This window comes from Butyricimonas sp. Marseille-P3923, assembly GCF_900184685.1.
GTDB lineage: Bacteria > Bacteroidota > Bacteroidia > Bacteroidales > Marinifilaceae > Butyricimonas > Butyricimonas muris.
Map to the genome: position 1 here is coordinate 566625 of NZ_FXXL01000005.1, position 18458 is coordinate 585082.

The 18458-nt window shown below is 42.7% G+C and carries 15 protein-coding genes and 1 rRNA gene; 9 read left to right on the top strand and 7 right to left on the bottom strand.

All coding sequences use genetic code 11. The features are described 5' to 3' along the window. Nucleotides 1–106: 106 nt before the first annotated feature. Nucleotides 107–997 (top strand): LysR family transcriptional regulator, encoded by an 891-nt coding sequence (locus CS948_RS05905; RefSeq protein ID WP_099290780.1) that lies wholly within the window; start codon nucleotides 107–109, stop codon nucleotides 995–997. A gap of 31 nt (nucleotides 998–1028) precedes the next feature. On the opposite strand, the gene CS948_RS05910 is transcribed toward CS948_RS05905, so the two are convergent. After that, a complete protein-coding gene (locus tag CS948_RS05910; RefSeq protein WP_176554945.1) occupies nucleotides 1029–1421 on the bottom strand; it encodes a hypothetical protein in 393 nt (130 codons plus the stop codon). 213 nt (nucleotides 1422–1634) lie between these two features. Here CS948_RS05910 and CS948_RS05920 point away from each other — a divergent pair, with 213 nt between their 5' ends. The 8 genes from CS948_RS05920 to CS948_RS05955 all read left to right on the top strand — a co-directional run bounded on the left by CS948_RS05920 (nucleotide 1635) and on the right by CS948_RS05955 (nucleotide 8304). Further along, the gene (locus tag CS948_RS05920; protein WP_099290781.1) at nucleotides 1635–2576 is read left to right on the top strand and encodes a YeiH family protein; all 942 of its coding nucleotides are present in this window, start codon (nucleotides 1635–1637) and stop codon (nucleotides 2574–2576) included. A 193-nt stretch (nucleotides 2577–2769) separates the two neighbouring features. After that, nucleotides 2770–3915 carry an NEW3 domain-containing protein gene (locus CS948_RS05925; protein WP_099290782.1) on the top strand — a complete coding sequence of 382 codons (1146 nt, stop codon included), beginning with the start codon at nucleotides 2770–2772 and terminating at the stop codon, nucleotides 3913–3915. Nucleotides 3916–3918: 3 nt separating this feature from the next. Further along, complete coding sequence (locus CS948_RS05930) at nucleotides 3919–4659, top strand: ABC transporter ATP-binding protein (RefSeq protein WP_099290783.1); 741 nt, start codon at nucleotides 3919–3921, stop codon at nucleotides 4657–4659. Further along, nucleotides 4652–5608 (top strand): ABC transporter permease, encoded by a 957-nt coding sequence (locus CS948_RS05935; RefSeq protein ID WP_099290784.1) that lies wholly within the window; start codon nucleotides 4652–4654, stop codon nucleotides 5606–5608. The genes CS948_RS05930 and CS948_RS05935 overlap by 8 nt, the downstream gene beginning before the upstream one ends. Nucleotides 5609–5727: 119 nt before the next feature. Further along, entirely contained in the window at nucleotides 5728–6393 is a 666-nt protein-coding gene (locus CS948_RS05940; protein WP_099290785.1) for a MotA/TolQ/ExbB proton channel family protein, read from the top strand. Between the two features lie 30 nt (nucleotides 6394–6423). Continuing rightward, nucleotides 6424–6816, top strand: coding sequence for a biopolymer transporter ExbD (locus tag CS948_RS05945; protein ID WP_099290786.1), 393 nt, complete (start codon nucleotides 6424–6426; stop codon nucleotides 6814–6816). Between the two features lie 175 nt (nucleotides 6817–6991). Further along, nucleotides 6992–7657, top strand: a complete 666-nt coding sequence (locus tag CS948_RS05950) for a DUF4136 domain-containing protein (RefSeq protein WP_099290787.1) — start codon at nucleotides 6992–6994, stop codon at nucleotides 7655–7657. A 38-nt stretch (nucleotides 7658–7695) separates the two neighbouring features. Continuing rightward, complete coding sequence (locus CS948_RS05955) at nucleotides 7696–8304, top strand: OmpW family outer membrane protein (RefSeq protein ID WP_227217709.1); 609 nt, start codon at nucleotides 7696–7698, stop codon at nucleotides 8302–8304. 72 nt (nucleotides 8305–8376) lie between these two features. Here CS948_RS05955 and CS948_RS05960 read toward each other — a convergent pair whose 3' ends face one another. The 6 genes from CS948_RS05960 to rrf form a co-directional block, all read right to left on the bottom strand. Further along, nucleotides 8377–9111 carry a LytTR family DNA-binding domain-containing protein gene (locus CS948_RS05960; protein WP_099290789.1) on the bottom strand — a complete coding sequence of 245 codons (735 nt, stop codon included), beginning with the start codon at nucleotides 9109–9111 and terminating at the stop codon, nucleotides 8377–8379. 184 nt (nucleotides 9112–9295) lie between these two features. Next, nucleotides 9296–10633, bottom strand: a complete 1338-nt coding sequence (locus tag CS948_RS05965) for a RagB/SusD family nutrient uptake outer membrane protein (RefSeq protein WP_255301877.1) — start codon at nucleotides 10631–10633, stop codon at nucleotides 9296–9298. Between the two features lie 12 nt (nucleotides 10634–10645). After that, nucleotides 10646–13990, bottom strand: coding sequence for a SusC/RagA family TonB-linked outer membrane protein (locus tag CS948_RS05970; RefSeq protein WP_099290791.1), 3345 nt, complete (start codon nucleotides 13988–13990; stop codon nucleotides 10646–10648). 37 nt (nucleotides 13991–14027) lie between these two features. Then, nucleotides 14028–16601 (bottom strand): zinc-dependent metalloprotease, encoded by a 2574-nt coding sequence (locus CS948_RS05975; RefSeq protein WP_099290792.1) that lies wholly within the window; start codon nucleotides 16599–16601, stop codon nucleotides 14028–14030. 124 nt (nucleotides 16602–16725) lie between these two features. After that, entirely contained in the window at nucleotides 16726–18201 is a 1476-nt protein-coding gene (locus CS948_RS05980) for a histidine kinase (protein ID WP_176554946.1), read from the bottom strand. Nucleotides 18202–18340: 139 nt separating this feature from the next. Next, a 5S ribosomal RNA gene (gene rrf, locus CS948_RS05985) occupies nucleotides 18341–18451 on the bottom strand. Nucleotides 18452–18458 lie beyond the last annotated feature (7 nt).

Consider the following 18458-nt stretch of genomic DNA (forward strand, 5'->3'; position numbering starts at 1 on the left):
TCTTCTATGGGTGCAAATATGAAATATCAACTAAAATTAATACCTTCGCCGGGAATATAACTTTCGAGGGAACACCGAATTCTCTCGGAACTAAAACAAAAAAAGAATGCTGGATCACAAACTCACTATATTCTACCACACGGCAAAACATTTGAACACCACGAAAGCGGCTGAAATTTTACGGATTTCCCAACCGGCAGTGTCCAAAAGTATCAAAGAAATGGAACGGGAAATGGGACTAACCCTTTTTGAACGGGAAAAAGGAAGATTGGCACTTACCCCTGCCGGGAAATACCTGCTGGAACAAAGCGAAGACCTTATCGAACGGGAGCGTGCGATCACGTTCAACCTGCAACACATGAAAGAAGAGTTTTCCGGCACGCTCCATATCGGGGCAAGCACCACGCTCTCGCAATACATCCTACCCGAACTTCTGGCCCAGTTTCGAGAACGTTACCCCCAGATAAAAATCAACTTGATTAGCGGCAACACGGATCAGATCGAACAGGAACTCCTCAACCGGAATATTCAACTCGCGTTCATCGAGGGAACACCTTCACAACCGGATATTCATTACATACCTTTCCTGAAAGATGAAATCGTACTGGTAACCTCATCCAAAAACACAACGTGGGATTCAATTACCAAGGCACAATTGCAAGAACTGAAATTCGTGGTGCGCGAGAAAGGTTCGGGTACTTACAACATCATCCAAAAACACCTCTCCGACGCCGGAATTGCAATCAATGACCTCAACCAACAAATGGTAATCGGAAGCACGGAAGGCATCAAACAATACTTGAAATACTCGGATTGCTATGCCTTGGTTTCTATTTTCTCCATTCGAGATGAATTAGCTTGCGGGATGCTCAAGATCGTCGACATGGACGACCTCGAGATCACCCGAACCCTTTACGCTATCCACAAACAGGGACAAATAGACTCTTATGCCGAATTGCTGCTGAGATTCTGCGAACAACGCAAGAAAATCTTATGATTCAGTGATTGAAGAATCACCCCATCGGCAATCACTGGCTCCTTGAATCTTTGAATTGTTTCGGGCAGAAAAGATAGACCAGAAAACTACACACGAGTATAATGATCCCCGTGGTCACGAACAAATTCCCTATTCCGACCAGCGGGGACACAAGGCTCCCGAACAAAAATTGGAAGAAACCGAGTATTGCCGAGGCACATCCCGAGTTCGTTCTCTCCAAATCCAGAGCAAGCGAAGTTGTCGGTGGCATAATCGTCCCGAAACACAAGGCAAGCAACACGAACATCCCTTCCACCACGATAAAAGATAATTCCATAATCAACGCCGCTGCCGTGAAAACACTAAGTAACAGAAAAACTTTCGTCATCATCGACAATACCTTCTGTTCATTCCGAAAGAAAGAAACCAGTACACTCCCGATCATAATACAAAAAGCATTCGCCCCGAAACACAGGCTACAACCAATCCTATCTGTCCCGTTACTTCAAAAGGCACACGGGTAAGAATCCGGTTGATTACCGGGATAAAAAGAGTGATCCCTCTACTATATCTTTAAGTAATACCCTCTGAATATTTTTTATTTCCAAAATTCATAGATTTAGAAGAATTTTGCACCGAACAAAATTTTAAATAGATCATGAGCAAAATTCAACTGAACAAAAATCAAAAAGAAGTACTCTTCATCGTAGCGATGTTTCTTGTACCATTTCTTGATCCGGGCTTTGCCCTCTTATTAGGTCTGATTTTATCACTGACGATCGGACACCCGTTCCTGTCCATTAATAGTCGTGTCACCCATATACTTTTACAAATATCCGTTGTCGGCCTCGGTTTCGGCATGAATGTAGGTCAAGCTATTGAAGCCGGAAAAACAGGAATCCTTTTCACGATCGTTTCCATCGTGGTCACCATCGGTCTGGGACTTTTCTTCACTCGTAAACTACGGGTGGCAAAGGATACCGGCTTTTTGGTTTCCGGGGGTACCGCCATTTGCGGGGGAAGCGCCATCGCGGCTCTGGCTCCCGTTATCAACGCAAAGGACAAAGATATCACAGTCGCCATGGGAACGATCTTCATGTTAAACGCCGTGGCTCTATTCATATTCCCGCCTCTCGGACGTTGGTTGGAAATGAACGATCATCAATTCGGTTATTGGTGCGCTATTGCCATCCATGACACGAGTTCTGTAGTAGGTGCAGCCAAAACATTTAGCAACGAAGCATTGGTTATCGCTACCACAACCAAACTGATCCGGGCATTGTGGATCATACCCGTATCGCTCATTGCCGCATTCTTTTACAACAAAGGAACAAACAAAAAATCAAAAATTTCGATTCCTTATTTCATCTTCTTGTATGTCATTGCCATGATTGTTGCAACCTACACCCCACAATGGAATCATCTCTACACGGAAATCGTCAGCTTTGCCAAAGTGGGAATGTTGTTTACCCTGTTCTTGATCGGTGCCGGACTTTCTAAAGATACGATCAAACAAGTCGGCTTCAAACCCATCTTGTTGGGTATCATACTATGGATTTGTATCAGCATCTTGTCTGCTAGCGTAATTCTACTTCTCTGATTATTACGTTCATTTTTTCATTATACATAAAAAGGCTGCCTAAAAAGTAAATAGACAGCCTTTTTTATATTATCATGACCTCTCTATAAACTTTTTTCTAATCTTTTAAAATTATATAATACACATAGTAATTAAATTTGTCAGCAATGTATTGAGAATCATATCAAAATATCTAACGAAATTTTTTATGACAATGCGTGCAAATTATTTAAATCTATTACTCGTCCTGCTCGCGGGATTTCTTCCCCTCAGTATGCAGGCAGCAGAACCCGAAAAAAAGGTGATTCTGTACACTCCCTACACGAAAATAGCCGTGCCGCCGGGAGAATCTGTAAACTACAACATTGACGTCATCAACAACGGTGACGAAGTGAAAAACGCCGACATTACCATCAAAGGAATGCCCCGGGGATGGAAGTACGAGATCAAAGCCGGAACATGGACTGTGAACCAACTTTCCGTCCTCCCGAAAGAGAAGAAAAACTTCTCCCTGAAAGTGGATATTCCGTTAAAGGTAAACAAAGGCACTTACCGTTTTTCCGTCATGGCGGAAGGATTAGGCGAACTCCCTTTGAGTATCACGGTCTCGAAACAGGGTACTTACCAAACGGATTTCACCACGAACCAACCCAACATGCAAGGAAATTCGAAGTCGACATTCACGTTTAATGCCACGCTGAAAAACCAAACGGCGGACCAGCAACTTTACGCCCTTATGGCACAAGCCCCCCGGGGATGGAATGTGGTCTTCAAGGCAAATTACAAACAAGCAACTTCCGCTCAAGTGGAACCGAATGCTACCCAAAACATCACGATCGATATCAATCCGCCTGCCAATGTTGAAGCAGGGACATACAAAATTCCCGTTCGCGCGGCAACCAGCACGACTTCCGCGGACATGGAACTCGAGGTTGTGATCACGGGGACTTACCAAATGGAACTGACTACTCCCCGCGGGTTACTCAGCACGGAAATCACGGCGGGGGACACGAAACGAATCGACTTGGTAATCAAAAACACGGGATCGGCAGAATTGAAAGACATTCAACTCTCTGCCAATAAACCGGTAGATTGGGAAGTCACGTTCGAGCCGACAAAAATAGACCGCCTGAAAGCCGGGGAAACGGCTAATACTGTCGCTGTCGTGAAAGCATCCAAAAAAGCTTTACCGGGAGATTACGTCACCAAAATATCTGCCAAAACACCGGAAGTCAATTCAACGGCAGATTTCCGTATTGCAGTAAGAACACCTATGATCTGGGGCTGGATGGGTGTATTAGTCATCCTGATCGCGTTGGGATGCGTGTACTTCCTATTCCGCAAATATGGAAGGAGGTAAATCATGGACGAACCCATTATCGAACTTCATGATTTAACGAAACAATACGGGAAATTCACGGCAGTGGATCATATCAACCTCACCGTGCACAAGGGAGAGATCTTCGGGATACTGGGACCGAACGGAGCCGGAAAATCCACGACAATATTGATGATGCTCGGGTTGACCGACCCTACATCCGGAGACGTGAAAGTATGCGGCATCAACTCCACCCGCAACCCCATACAAGTACGGGAGAAGGTTGGCTATCTCCCCGAAGACGTGGGTTTCTACGATGACATGACCGGTATCGAAAACCTGCTCTACACGGCTCGCCTCAATCGTATCGACGAGAAAGAAGCCCGAACAAAAGCACAAGAATTACTTGAACGGGTAGGATTACCCCTCGACACGAAAAAAAAGGCAGGGAAATACTCCCGCGGTATGCGCCAACGTCTTGGCTTAGCCGATGTACTGATCAAGAAACCGGAAGTCATCATTCTCGATGAACCCACGTCCGGTATCGATCCTGCCGGAGTTCAAGAATTTATGGATCTCATCCGGCAACTGAGGGATGAGCACGGGCTGACCGTACTTTTCTCGTCCCACCATCTGGATCAAGTACAACAAATTTGCGACCGGGTAGGGTTGTTCGGGGCGGGAAAACTTCTGGCAGAAGTGAACATCGCCGAATTGCAAACCGAGGAACACGGGTTGGAAAACATGTATAACTGTTATTTCGGAGGAGGAAAAAGCCATGAGTAGAATACAACGTCCATTCTGGGTTATCGTCCGTAAAGAAGTGGCCGACCATGTCAGAAGTTGGCGTTTCATTATATTGATAGCCATCATCGCCCTGACTTGCATGGGTTCGCTCTACACGGCACTGACCAATATAGGGGCAGCGATAAAACCCAACGATCCCGACGGTTCGTTTCTTTTCTTGAAACTATTCACCGTGTCTGACGGGACATTACCCTCTTTCGTGATTTTTATCAGTTTTTTGGGACCACTACTCGGGATAGCTCTGGGTTTTGACGCCATCAATTCCGAGCAAAACAAGGGAACACTGAGTCGGGTTTTATCCCAACCGATACATCGGGATTACTTGATTAACGCCAAATTCACGGGAGCCTTGATCGTTATCGGGGTCATGCTGTTCGCACTGGCATTCATGGTGATGGGATTCGGGTTGATCGCCATCGGGATTCCCCCGACAGCGGAAGAATTCCTACGTATTATATGTTTCATCGGGGTAAGTATCGTGTACGTGGCATTTTGGTTGAACCTGTCGATTTTCTTCTCGATCAAATTCAAACAAGCTGCCACTTCCGCCTTGGCATGCATCGCGGTATGGTTATTTTTCAGCGTTTTCTATAACATGATCGTCAATCTGGTCGGAAAAGCCATCAGCCCCTCGGCAATGGCAAGCACGTACCAAGTCATCAGTTACCAGAGATTCATGCTCAACCTGTTGCGTTTTGCCCCAAGTATGCTTTTCAACGAGGCAACCACCACGTTATTGATGCCCTCGGTAAGAAGCTTGGGACCGCTAACCATGGAACAAGTACACGGCGCTATCCCCAGCCCGCTACCACTCGGGCAGAGCTTGATGGTCGTCTGGCCACAACTCACGGGACTGATCGCCGCTACCGTGATCTGCTTCGCGTTATCATACGCCTCATTCATGAGAAAAGAAATCAGATCGAGATAAAAATTAGGGAGAGTCGAAAAGACTCTCCCTCTAGTTCATAAAGTTTATAACCTTATAAACTCATTTTCTTGCAGGTTCACAAAAACAACATTATCTTCGCACGACAAAATAAAGAATACATGGTGTACACAACATTTATAATCCTTGCAGCCCCGGCAACGAACACGGACATGAGCCTGTGGGGGATGGTCGTAAAAGGCGGTTGGCTGATGATCCCGATTTTCATTCTATCCATCATAGCCATTTACATCGCGTGTGAACGTTATTGGTTATTCCGCAAGACGGGTATAAACGATGTCGCGTTCATGCAAAAAATCAAGGAATATATCCAAAACGATAACACGAAAGCCGTGCTTGCCGAATGTGAAGCGGAAGCAAGCCCTTTATCAAAGACAATAGCCAAAGGTATCGTCATGCAGGGAGAAGCCCCGAGTGAAATACGCCAAGCCATGGAAGAAACCGCCAACTATGAAGTAGCCCTTTTGGAAAAAGGCTTACCCACGCTGGCAACCTGTGCCGGAGTCGCACCCATGATCGGGTTCCTCGGAACCGTAGTCGGTATGGTGCAAGCCTTCTATGACATGTCAATGGCAGGAAGTAACATCGATATCACCCTCCTGTCCCGCGGTATTTACACGGCAATGATCACCACCGTGGCAGGACTTATCGTTGGTATCATCGGACAATTAGCTTATAATTTCTTGGTTGCAAGAGTCGATAAAATCGTTCTCCGTATAGAACACCACTCCTCCGAGTTTATCAATCTTTGCCTCCGAAAGAAATAATTCTAAATTATAAATTCTCAATTATAAATCGTGGCAATCAAACGCAAAAGTAAAATCAACCCGAACTTCAACATGTCGTCCATGACCGACATCGTATTTTTACTGCTGATCTTTTTCATGGTTTCGTCCACGTTGATCAATCCCAACGCCCTAAGGTTGCTATTACCTCAAAGTACAAACCAAACCTCCGACAGACCGATTGTTGTCGTTTCTATTGATAAAAATTATACTTTTTACCTGAACGAAAAGGTCATCCCGTTCTCCATGCTCGAACGCCGATTAGTGGAAGAACTAAAAGAACAGGAAGATCCCTGTATCTCTCTGCAAGCCGACAAATCAGTGCCTCTAGAACAAATCGTGAAAGTAATGAACATCGCGAAAGACCATAAATACCGCTTGATCTTAGCTACTACCCCAGAATAGGTTATCTTTAAAATCAACGTAAAAAAATAAATTGGCGAAGCTGAAACCTATCGCCCGCGTCGGCGTATACAACCTCACACAAGCGATCAAGAACTTGATACTCATCGCTTGTAATGATTATCTCGTTGTAGATAAAATATATTAGCAACAATTGTTAAACTAAAACTAACACAGTATGAAACGTTTACTTTTTTTATCATGCATCGGACTGTTCGCACAGTTTCTGGTCTCATGTTACCCGGGAGGCGCAGACACAGTGAAGGAGATGGATGTTGCCATAACCAATTATGACAAGAGCGCAGACTTCACCAAGTACACTACATTCTCACTTCCCGATACGATCGTTTATTTCGTGGCTCAAGGAGAAACACCGAATCACACTTACGATCCGCAAATCTTACAACTGGTAAAAGACAATTTCACTCAGCTAGGTTACACCTACATCGACCCGCAAAGCGAAAGCGATGAACAACCGAGTTTCATTGTCACCGTATCAGCTTTCTCTAACGTGAATTATTATTACGGGAACGACTACTGGTACAACTATTGGGGTTGGTATCCGGGTTGGGACTGGATTTGGGGTCCGACTTGGGGACCAGGTTGGGGACCTTCTTACCCGTGGTATCCTGTTGCCGTGTACTCTTACAGAAGTGGTTCTATCGTGATCGATATGATCGCCGCGGACCAAACCGCCCCGACAAGCGCGAACAAGAAAATCCCGGTACTCTGGAGTGGTGTTGCCGACGGCTTGTTACAAGGCTCTGCCCAATCTATTCTTGACAGGATGGAATCAACCATCGACCAATGCTTCGTTCAATCACCGTATTTGAAAAAGCAATAGAGTAGATCACTAATTGTCAATTTAAAATTCAAACGATTATGAGAAAGTTATTAATTATATCGCTTATACTATTCGGGTTAAGCCCATTGGTAAAAGGACAGATGCTGAACTTGAACTACCAGATGTCTGCCCCGTTTGGCAAAATGCACGATTTTGCGAGTAAAATGAGTTTCAGAGGTATGGACCTCGAGTACCATCAATTCTTGGGAGAGAGATTCTCTGTCGGAGGTATGATCGGTTGGAACACCTACTACAAAGATAAAGGAAAAATGAGTGGTAACTTCAAATTCAAAGGTAGCAGCGACATTCACACCATCACCGGTTATCAATACCGCTACGTCAATACAGTGCCCATCATGGCTATCGGGCGTTACTGGTTCACGGATCAAAACAGTACATTCAGACCTTATTTCGGTTTAGGTGTCGGAACAAGCTGGACGGAAATGAAACTGGACGTGGGACAATTCAGCTCCACGAACTCCAAATGGCAATTCGCCTTCGCTCCTGAAATAGGTACTATCATCCCCGTAAACGATCAGTTTGCATTCAACATAGGGGCTAAATACACCTACGGCACGAAAGCCGGAAAAGTAGAAGCCATGCAAAACTTCACGATTAGCGTGGGTATCGTATTCATGGGAAATTAAAACAAATAAAAACAACTGGGTAATCAATAGGGACGAGGCTGTGTTCACGATGGACACAGCCTTTTTTCGTTATTATTGGTTCAACCATTGCTTGAACTCCTGTATCCGTTCGGAACTCACGATTGCCTCTATTCCGCTCGGCGGCAAGGGTGACAAAATAATTTTTATCCTACTATTGGAATACTTCACCATCTCCTTGATAGCATCATAGCTGATAATAAACTTCCGGTTAATCTTGAAAAACCGCATGGGATTCAACTTCGACTCGATCCCGCTGATCGTCTGGTCAAGGATAAAATTCTGTCCGTCCCGGGTAAAAAGTACCAGATACTTCCCGTCCGCCATAAAATAAGCCACGTCACCTATCGCCACGGACTTCATCTTCGTTCCCACGGTGACTAAAAAGCGTTCTTGATACACCGTCAACGAAGCAGCCGGGAAAGGTGCATTCGTGGCAGAAAGCGAATCCAGTTTACTCAACGCATTCATCAACTCATCCTTGTCAAACGGCTTCAAAATATAATCTATCCCTTGGTATTTAAACGCCTTCAACGCGTACTCGTCATACGCCGTGATAAAAATCACCGGAACCGTGATCTCCACCTGTTCAAAAATATCAAAACTCTGCCCGTCCCCCAGATGAATATCCATAAAAATCACATCCACCTTATTCTTCCTCAACCATTTCACACTCTCGCTCACCGAATCCAACTTCGCCAAAATAGCAACATCCGGAGCCACCTCCCCCAACAACCTCTCCAATTCCGATGCCGCAAGATACTCGTCTTCAATGATAACTGCATTCATAAGCTATTTTTGATAAATACCCATCAGGTTATATCCCCGATTCCATATCCACAAAAATATAGAAAATAGTTCACGAAAGCAAAAAAGCAAGCACAGAGGAAAAAATCCTCTGCGCTTCCAACCACTAATAAACCTAAAACATACAAAATCTTATATCTGATTATATTCACTATAAATCCACATTTTATTCATCCCATTCATTCAAATTCGGATTATTTGTTATTGCCTCTGTTGGGAAAGGAATCGTATATTTAGAACTATTAGCGGGTAAAGTTACCATCTCCTGTTCAAAATTTTTATTCCAGTAAACTTTCACGATTTCAGGTCGAGTTGTTCTACGCAAATCATACCACCTATGTCCTTCCAATGCCAGTTCTCTTGCTCTTTCATCTGCTATTTCAGCAATTAATTCTTCTTGAGTCATTGCATCAATTACTCCAGCCCGCTCTGTATAATAACTATCAGTCAAACGATTTCTAATCAATGTTTTCAGATATGCTTTAGCATCAGAAATCTTTCCTGTTATATGAGACGCAGCTTCTGCCGCAATTAGGTATATTTCCGCACTACGGAAAGTTATTTTCATACTTGCATTATAGCACTTATTCGGACTACTCCCATTACGATAATACAGATTAACACGTAAATCCTCACTCTGATCATACTTATCCATGATATTAGATAACATTTCCATATCATCCGTTATCTCCGTATTACCTGTTTGTTCCAAGGCTAAAATAGACTCTTTAGATGTATATAAATAAGGTGCGGAAAAGCCTTCAACAGTAAAATTTTCCAAAGGACAGGAAGGTAATATCGCCTCAGCTGCAGCCAAAGCCTTATCCCATTCTCCCCGATACAAACGTACTCTCGCTTCTAACGCTTTTGCAGACTTCTTTGAAAAACGATAACGAGTCGCAGCTGGTTGCTCCTCAACAGTCATCAATTTTTCCCCTTCTTCAATATCCGATAAAATCTGGTCATACACTTTCTCTATTGAAACAGGCTTGAAAGCCTGGTTAATATCAATTGTCAAATAAAGTGGTACACCTCTTTCAGAAGAAGCAGTTGCGGCATCATAAGGTTCTGCATACATATTCAATAATTCAAAATGAGCATAAGCACGCAGTAATAAAGCTTCTCCCTTCAATTGTTCCCTAGTTTCAGAATGATCATCAATTCCAGCATCCATCACATCTTCGATAACGCTATTCGCATAAAATATAACATTATACATTTGAGTCCAAGGAAAAGTATAAGTTACCGGATCCGGAGATTCATCATTCCATGTTACAATATCAATCCATGCATCGTACGTGATTGCCACCATCCCCGAAGTCACTTCATCACTACGCATCGTCAGTAATCTTTTATGCTGTGGGAAACGACCGTAGGCAGTTGTCAACATCGCCCGAAATTCCGACACTTCATCAGGAATTACCTTTCCGACCGGCTCTACATCCAAGTAATTACAAGATGTAAACATGACGGTTATTACTATTATATAATGTATAAACTTCATAATCTTCAAACTTTAAAATGTTAAATCTAAACCGCAGGAAAATGTTTTTGCTAATGGTTGAGCATAAATACTTCCATAAGTCTCCGGATCAAAATATCCTTTATAAGAAGTTCCTATAACAAAAGGATTACGAGTTTCCAAACTTACACGCATACTTGCCAATCGCAATTTTTTTGCAATGTCATTAGGCAGAGTGTAACCTAATCTAATACTATTCACCCGGAAATAACTCATCTGTTTAAACCAGATATCATAATTCCTGAATGAATTTCCCGGATCCTTCACACTTATCCATTGATGAGCCATATTTAAGCTTCCATCTTCCAACGTACTACTCAACAACGCCGGATATTTCCCGTTAGGATTAGAAGAAGACCAAACATCAAATATTCTCTTTGAATAATTCTGCCCCGGAGAAGTCTGGGATGGATCATAAAATGGAGATTCTTGAACCGTTTGATCTAAAATAAAGCTACCTGATATTGTCAAATCAAAATTTTTATAATAGAAGCGATTAATTAATCCTCCTGTAAATTTAGGCTCACTCGTTCCAATATAGGTGAATAAATCTCGATATTCCTGATTAGATAAATTACTTGTTAGTGTTGCATCTCCAAATAAATCATAATTCAATTCCAAACCATAAAAATCATTGAAAGATACTTTTTGTCCATTTTTCCAAAACATCGGTATGCCATTTTCATCCAATCCTGCAGTCTTCAAAGCGAAAAGGGCCCCTATTGAATACCCCTCTCTAGAAGGCAAATAAGAATTATCAGGAATCTCTATACGATTGATTTTACTCTTATTATGTGCGATATTAAAATCCAATGTCCAACGGAAATCTTTTGTTTTAACATTCACGGTTGACAACGAAAACTCAATACCTTTATTTGTCACTTTTGCCCAGTTCATGGAAGCATAATCAAAACCATTCTCTCCTGGTAACGCTCTCGTTCCAATTAAATCTGAACTAACTCTATGGTAAGCATCGACAGAGAAAGTTATTCGATTATTTAATACTCCCATATCAACTCCCACATTCCAGTTTTTCGTTTTTTCCCAACGCAAATATGGATTCGGGGGTGTAGTTACCCCAATACTTGGTTCACTACCTTCTGGCAAAACAGAAGTATTTCCCCAGCTTCCAACTACTAACGGGGAAGTATTTTTATCTACATTTCCCTGAATTCCATAAGAAACTCGTAACTTTAAATTAGTCAACCAATCTGCATTTTGCAGGAAAGATTCTCGATCTGCATTCCAAGCTGCTGATATTGACCATATCGGAAGATATTTATATTTCCGTTCAACACCAAACATATTCGAACCATCATATCGTAAACTTCCAAACATAGTGTAGCGATTATCATAAGTATAAGATGCTGTCATATAATACGACAAAAATCTATCTTCATTAAATGACTTGCTATATTGTTTGAAATTAGCATCATTTTGATAATCGGTCCCATCCGGAATGACTAATGTCTCTGTTGTCAAAGAATTAGGGTCATAACCAAATCCTTTCGTATGAACATTGGTAACCTTACTTCCACGCATCTCCAAGCCGGTCATCACATTCACGGAATGCAACTCACCAAAATATTTAGCAAAATCCCCCTGTAATTTCCATTGATATTGAGAAAGATCATTATCCCAATACTGTATAACACCACCATCCGGCAAGAAGTATCTTGTTTCGCTCGGTGACCCATCTGACGGTCTATAAGTATATTTAGATTTTTCCTTATACTTCCGAACAAAATAAGAATTCTTGTTTGCGATTTTCTCTGTTTTCGAATTCTCTAATTGCATTGAAAATTGAGTAAACAATTTTAACCAAGAGGTTACTTTATAATCTACTGTAATCATGGGCTTTATAGATCTATTCTTCAATGAATAACTCGTGTTATCCATTTCCTCTATAAAATTAAATTGCATATTACGCCCATCATTATCCAAGATATCCGGATCATATATATAATCTCCATTCTCATCTTTTACATCCAAATACGGATTTACCATTCTAGTGTAATTAGAAGGATTGGTAAATGCTTCCGTATCTGTCACATAACTTTTACGCTTACTATCTGTTAAAAATAATGAAACACCAACATTCAGATTTTCAAGTAAACTAAAATTAGTCTTCATCGTCATATTATAACGTTCAAATCCGGTTCCTCGTGTCGTCCCCTCTTCATTATAATATCCTCCAGAAAAATAATAATTCGCCAATTCTCCTCCTCCCGATATGCTCAAATTATATTGTTGATTTAAAGCATTACGATACACTTCATCTTCCCAATCTACACCTGAACTTCTCAACTTATTAATTTCATTTTGAGCATCTGTCGAGATTGCATTAAAACCACCATTCTGCAAAACTTCCAACTGACCATATTTATTTAAAATACGAGCAACACCACCATACTCACTCCGGTAAGTTAAATTTTTCTGAGCTGCAAGTCCTAATTCAAAATCAACCTTTTCTGAAGCATTCATCAAATTTAGTTTCCCTAAATCAGGTCGTAACGTATAAAAAACAGAACCAGATGCGTTTATTCGCATTTTACCTTTTTTACCACTTTTAGTTGTTACTACAATAACTCCATTTGCAGCACGAGCTCCATATATTGCAGTCGCAGCGGCATCTTTCAATATCGTGATATCCTCTATATCCGCCGGATTCACACCTGCAATCGAGGTGTTATACAAATTATCAATATTATCCTTATCACTGAAATTAGCAGGGATATCATTCCCTTCCAATATCATTCCATCCAAAACCCACAATGGATCAGTACTTCCAGTCAAAGACACCGTACTACGAATACGCATCTTATTCGGGGCTCCGGGGGCTCCGTTTGTCGGAATGGATGTCATACCGGCAACCTGTCCCTCCAATAATTGGTCGATACTGGCAACACCTATACGTTTTATATCATCCATTTTCACCGTCTGAATCGCGGACGTCGCTTTCCGTTTCTCTATCTGCTGATACCCGGTCACCACCACTTCTTCCAATTGCTCCTGATCCGGTTGCAAAAGCACTTTAAACTCCGTTTTCTTGGAGATATCCAGTTTCAAGGGTTTATAGCCGATAAAACTAATTACCACGTAATTTACGGCTTTAGGCACTTTCAATTCAAAATTCCCATCGATATCCGTGATTGTTCCTTTAGGCCCTAAATTCTTGGATTCGGGGGCATCCGGATCAATAACCACTGTCGCGCCAATCAAAGTCTCGTTCGTAACGGAGTCCATTACCACGCCCTTAATTGTTCGGTAATCTCCCTCGTTTTGAGCGAGCAACCAAAGCGGACAGAATAACGCCATTAATAATAAAATCTTTCTCATGTTCATTTGTTTACTTCGTATGTTAAAGGTATAATAATTATCTCATGTTCAAAGCTTCCTTGATACGGATGATCAAATCTTCATAATGATTTCTCGTCTCAACGTCGCCCGTGTTTCGCTTACTTTCCGCCAATTTCAAGACTTTCAACAACTCACCTCTCTTCACGGATACCGCCTCGGAAACCCGTCCCATAGAAGTGAAATGTAAAACTCTCAATTGAGCGTCTTCTCTAGGTTCTATTTTAAATGCCGCTTCTTTTGACGCGAAGCAACATGTATTAGAATTATTGTGCAAAGCCTTTTTCGTTGTTTTCTCCACGGCTTTATTGGAGCTTACAATGATGGCATCGATAAAATTCTTCTGTGTCATTCTTTCATAAAGGGACAGATTCTTTCCCGCATTAGAACTAGCAAATATAACATTGTGAATATCCGCGAACATCTCCTCAGGCGTGTAACACTTGGTGCGACCCAACGTGGCCTCAGCATCAAACATACGCATCAGACGTTCATCTTTCAACAAATTATAAAACGTAGCGTACTGCATTTCCCGGGCTACCGTGTAAGGAGAATACTCTACCCCCATTTGTATCGGGTAACTCTTCTTCCATACATCTGCCCCGAACAACCAATCCGGCACGATAAAGACTTCATCAATCAAGTATTTCACGCTCTCCTTCTGTCTTTCCCTCGGAACGGGGACATAACGGTCCTCGGCACTTCCCATCACCGGATTGTTTATATATATTCCTCCCACGTTTGCCGTCACGTGTCCGGCATACATCTTCCATTGATTAATCACCGCCATCAACAACCTGCCGGCTTGTGTAAAGCCTTCACCTTCCTCTTCCGTCCATGCCACGATATTCGGCACGATACGTTTCAAGTTCATAATCCCGTAACGATTCGCTTTCACGACATCATCCCCAAGGTCTTCATCCTGTGACCGCGGATCAATCGGGTCTTTCGGGTCTTGTTGCTCCCCGTACCAGTACATCGGGTCACCCTCGTGTTCGCGAATCCAACCGTTCAATACAGGCAATTCCTCTTGCGGAGTCTTCGTGTCCAACCAACGATAAGCCCAATTAATGGCAAACTTATCATACACCCCGATCTTCGGCGTTATATCCACCACCCCGTCTCCCGGTTGTGCCACGTAATTAAAACGGGCATAGTCCATGATAGAACTTGCCGTCCCCCCCATCTTGGAAGTAAAACTCGGGGATCTTAGAGAATCCGTGGGGAATGACCATGAAGCACCCATGTTGTGTTTCAACCCGAAAGTATGCCCTACCTCGTGGGAAGACACGAAACGAATAGCACTTGCCATATGCTCGTCGCTCAATTTATTCCCCCGTGCTCTCGGGTCTATCGGTCCCGTTTGCACCTGTATCCATGAATGGAGCAACGACATCACGTTATGCCACCATACCACGTCAGCCTCGATAATCTCTCCGGAACGAGGATCGACCACAGAGGGCCCCATGGCGTTCGCTTGCTCAGACGCCGCGTAGGTAATGACAGAATAACGAACATCATCAATGTCGAAATCTTCATCACCTTCCGGGACATCCTTCGCGATAACAGCGTTTTTGAAACCGGCTGCCTCGAATGCGGCCTGCCAATCCAATACTCCTGCTTTAATCTCCTCCCTCCATTGTTTGGGGGTCGAGGGATCGATATAAAACACGATAGGTTTAACAGGCTCTACCACCTCTCCTCTACTATATTTCTCTACATCTTCCGGTTTCGGTTCCAACCGCCAGCGGTGAACGAACTCCCGTTTCTCTACTTTTTGCTGAGCATCATTAAAATAAGCATGTTCCGTCGTGAAAAAACCTACACGGTTATCAGCGAAACGCGGCTTCATCGGTTTCTCCGGCAATAATACCAGATTAGTCGTCGTCTCCACTGTCAAAGGGACAGCCACGCCACCATCCACCACAGATGTCGTCATCAGCGATTTCACCACCACGTTAGACGGGAACACTTTCACACTCAATATCTTTGATAAATCTTTCTTTATAGTTCCCCCTAAAGAAATACTATTATATACATCATTAAAACTCTTCTCGCTTCCGTCAAAAATCTTGTTTACTTTGATTACCACGGACGTGGAATCTTTCCCGTAAGCCTCTATCGGGAAATACTCGATCACCGACTCCCGGTAATTCGCCTTTACCGACTCCGCTATCGCGTCACCTTCCGGGGCACTCACTCTGGGATTGTACGTCGTCACCCAAACCTTATTCAATTGCTCGTCTTTATAAAAACGTACCAGTTTATCGTCATATTCCATTCCCCTGTTCAACCCCGCATCATTCAACTCGTAAGGCACTCCCGACACTTTATTCACGATCAAAAGATCACGTCCCATTAATGAATCGGCGATCTCAAAATAGTAATCATTCTCGACCGTCAGAATCTTGATCATTCCTTCGGCCACCTTTGCCTTTTTTACTAAATCACCATAAGTATCCTTCTTGGCGACTTCCGTTTTTTCTTTAGACTCATTCTTCTTTTGTCTTTCACGGGAATATCCCGTCATGGAAAGCAACAATAACGCGATGATTACTGTCACACCTAAGATTAATGTCTTTGTTTTTGCCATACTTTATTTATTCGTTAAATCTGTCTAACTCTTTGATGCTATACAATATTAAGACAGATTTCGCTGAATAAAAATAAAAGTGGAGTGAACCCCCGAAAAAACGGAGTGAAGATTCGATTTTTAGTTATAAACCATTTTTCAAAAGAGGTAATCGACACACGTAATAACCATTTTGACAACCACATACGAATTTTTCCGGGGAATAGAACTCGTAAATGGTACGAATCCGCTCGAAACCTACGCCCATAGAGGCCTCGCTGGATTCCCCTCTTGGCTGGTAATTGTTTTCCACGATCAACCAATCACCTTCATCGTGTATATTAATATGTAACGGATTCTGAATCGTGACCAGATTATGCTTTATCGCATTTTCCACGAGCATTTGTAAACTCATGGAAGGTATTTTTGCCTCCAGAGAAAGGGGCGATACTTGAATCGTCAAATCCAGTTGTTCCCCGAACCGTATTTTTTGCAGGAAATAATATTGCCGCGTAAAGTCAATCTCTTCCTTTACCGTTGATAAACTCTCGTTTCTCGTTTCCAATAAATAACGATACACCTTGGATAATTTCAACACGAACTCTTTCGCCAAAGTCGAATCCGTTCCGATCAAAACGCTCAACGAGTTCAAAGAATTAAACAAGAAATGAGGGTTAATCTGATTCTTCAACTGTTGCAAATGCAATTCCATGGATTCCCGCTCTATTTTACGCCTTAGGCGATACTCCTTCCGCCATTTATGCTGGGCAAAGAAAAGCAACACGGCAAATATTATAATCGTCATCAAAGCGATCATTAACGTGTATCTATGGAACTCGTCCAAAATCTCTTTATTCCCGTACTGGGGCACGTTCACGGCAATCACCCATTTCTCTTCCCCTATCGTCAACGGGTAATAAATGCGGAGCACCTGAGAAGATAGAAAGACAGAATGCACCATCATTTCCAACTCGTGCTTCGTTTTCAACACCTCTCTCAGCGTATCCAATTCTTCCCGTGGAAAAGGAGATGTACCTAACAATCTCTCGTCAGGATGAGAAAGCAATATCCCTTGTTCATTCACGATAAACACGTAACTGGAAACTTTTCCGCTCGCCTCGGCAAAGTAAGAATGTAAATCCGTCAACAGAATATCAAAACCGAAAAGAGCCCTCCGGGATGCCGTCGGTTCTATCGCCTCTATCGTCGACCAGTAAATCTTACCTTCTTCCGTGTACGTCCCGCTATAATGATGCCCTTTCATTGTATCCAACAAGGTATACATATATTTTAATTCCACTCCCGAGAGTTTCAACCGATGAAACTCATAGCTATTGCGTTCCAATACACGCAAGGAATCTTTTGTACCTCTGAAAAACCACGTTCGACTTATTTTCGGATCCAACTGCAACATAGTCTGCATGAGAGAAACTAAATCAACCTCATTATATGACTCCGTTCGCCCAAAAAATTCTCTTGCCAAACGCTGTAATTCTTCTGTTTTCCGGAATTCATAAGCCACGGACTCCGCCCGATAACGGGATGCTTCCCGAACGTTCGCGTTATTCATATCATTACCGACATCACTGATCTTCTTACCGATCAAGTATATCGCTACCATAAATAACGCTAACAGGATTAAACCTATCGATATTATATTCGTCCGTATTCTCATCACGACAAAGATAGATAAACAATTGAAATACTATCCCTAGCACCATAAAAAAAGAGCGACTCTTTTCAGAATCGCTCTTCTCTAAATCTGGCATCGACCTACTCTCCCACCTCTCGGCAGTACCATCGGCGCTAACGGGCTTAACTTCTCTGTTCGGGATGGGAAGAGGTGGATCACCGTCGCTATAGACACCGTTTAATAAA

Coding starts and splice junctions, on each gene's coding strand:
- CS948_RS05905 (WP_099290780.1), top strand. CDS start 107: ATGCTGGATCACAAACTCACTATATTCTACCACACGGCAAAACATTTG.
- CS948_RS05910 (WP_176554945.1), bottom strand. CDS start 1,421: ATGATCGGGAGTGTACTGGTTTCTTTCTTTCGGAATGAACAGAAGGTA.
- CS948_RS05920 (WP_099290781.1), top strand. CDS start 1,635: ATGAGCAAAATTCAACTGAACAAAAATCAAAAAGAAGTACTCTTCATC.
- CS948_RS05925 (WP_099290782.1), top strand. CDS start 2,770: ATGCGTGCAAATTATTTAAATCTATTACTCGTCCTGCTCGCGGGATTT.
- CS948_RS05930 (WP_099290783.1), top strand. CDS start 3,919: ATGGACGAACCCATTATCGAACTTCATGATTTAACGAAACAATACGGG.
- CS948_RS05935 (WP_099290784.1), top strand. CDS start 4,652: ATGAGTAGAATACAACGTCCATTCTGGGTTATCGTCCGTAAAGAAGTG.
- CS948_RS05940 (WP_099290785.1), top strand. CDS start 5,728: ATGGTGTACACAACATTTATAATCCTTGCAGCCCCGGCAACGAACACG.
- CS948_RS05950 (WP_099290787.1), top strand. CDS start 6,992: ATGAAACGTTTACTTTTTTTATCATGCATCGGACTGTTCGCACAGTTT.
- CS948_RS05955 (WP_227217709.1), top strand. CDS start 7,696: ATGAGAAAGTTATTAATTATATCGCTTATACTATTCGGGTTAAGCCCA.
- CS948_RS05960 (WP_099290789.1), bottom strand. CDS start 9,111: ATGAATGCAGTTATCATTGAAGACGAGTATCTTGCGGCATCGGAATTG.
- CS948_RS05965 (WP_255301877.1), bottom strand. CDS start 10,633: ATGAAGTTTATACATTATATAATAGTAATAACCGTCATGTTTACATCT.
- CS948_RS05970 (WP_099290791.1), bottom strand. CDS start 13,990: ATGAGAAAGATTTTATTATTAATGGCGTTATTCTGTCCGCTTTGGTTG.
- CS948_RS05975 (WP_099290792.1), bottom strand. CDS start 16,601: ATGGCAAAAACAAAGACATTAATCTTAGGTGTGACAGTAATCATCGCG.
- CS948_RS05980 (WP_176554946.1), bottom strand. CDS start 18,201: ATGGTAGCGATATACTTGATCGGTAAGAAGATCAGTGATGTCGGTAAT.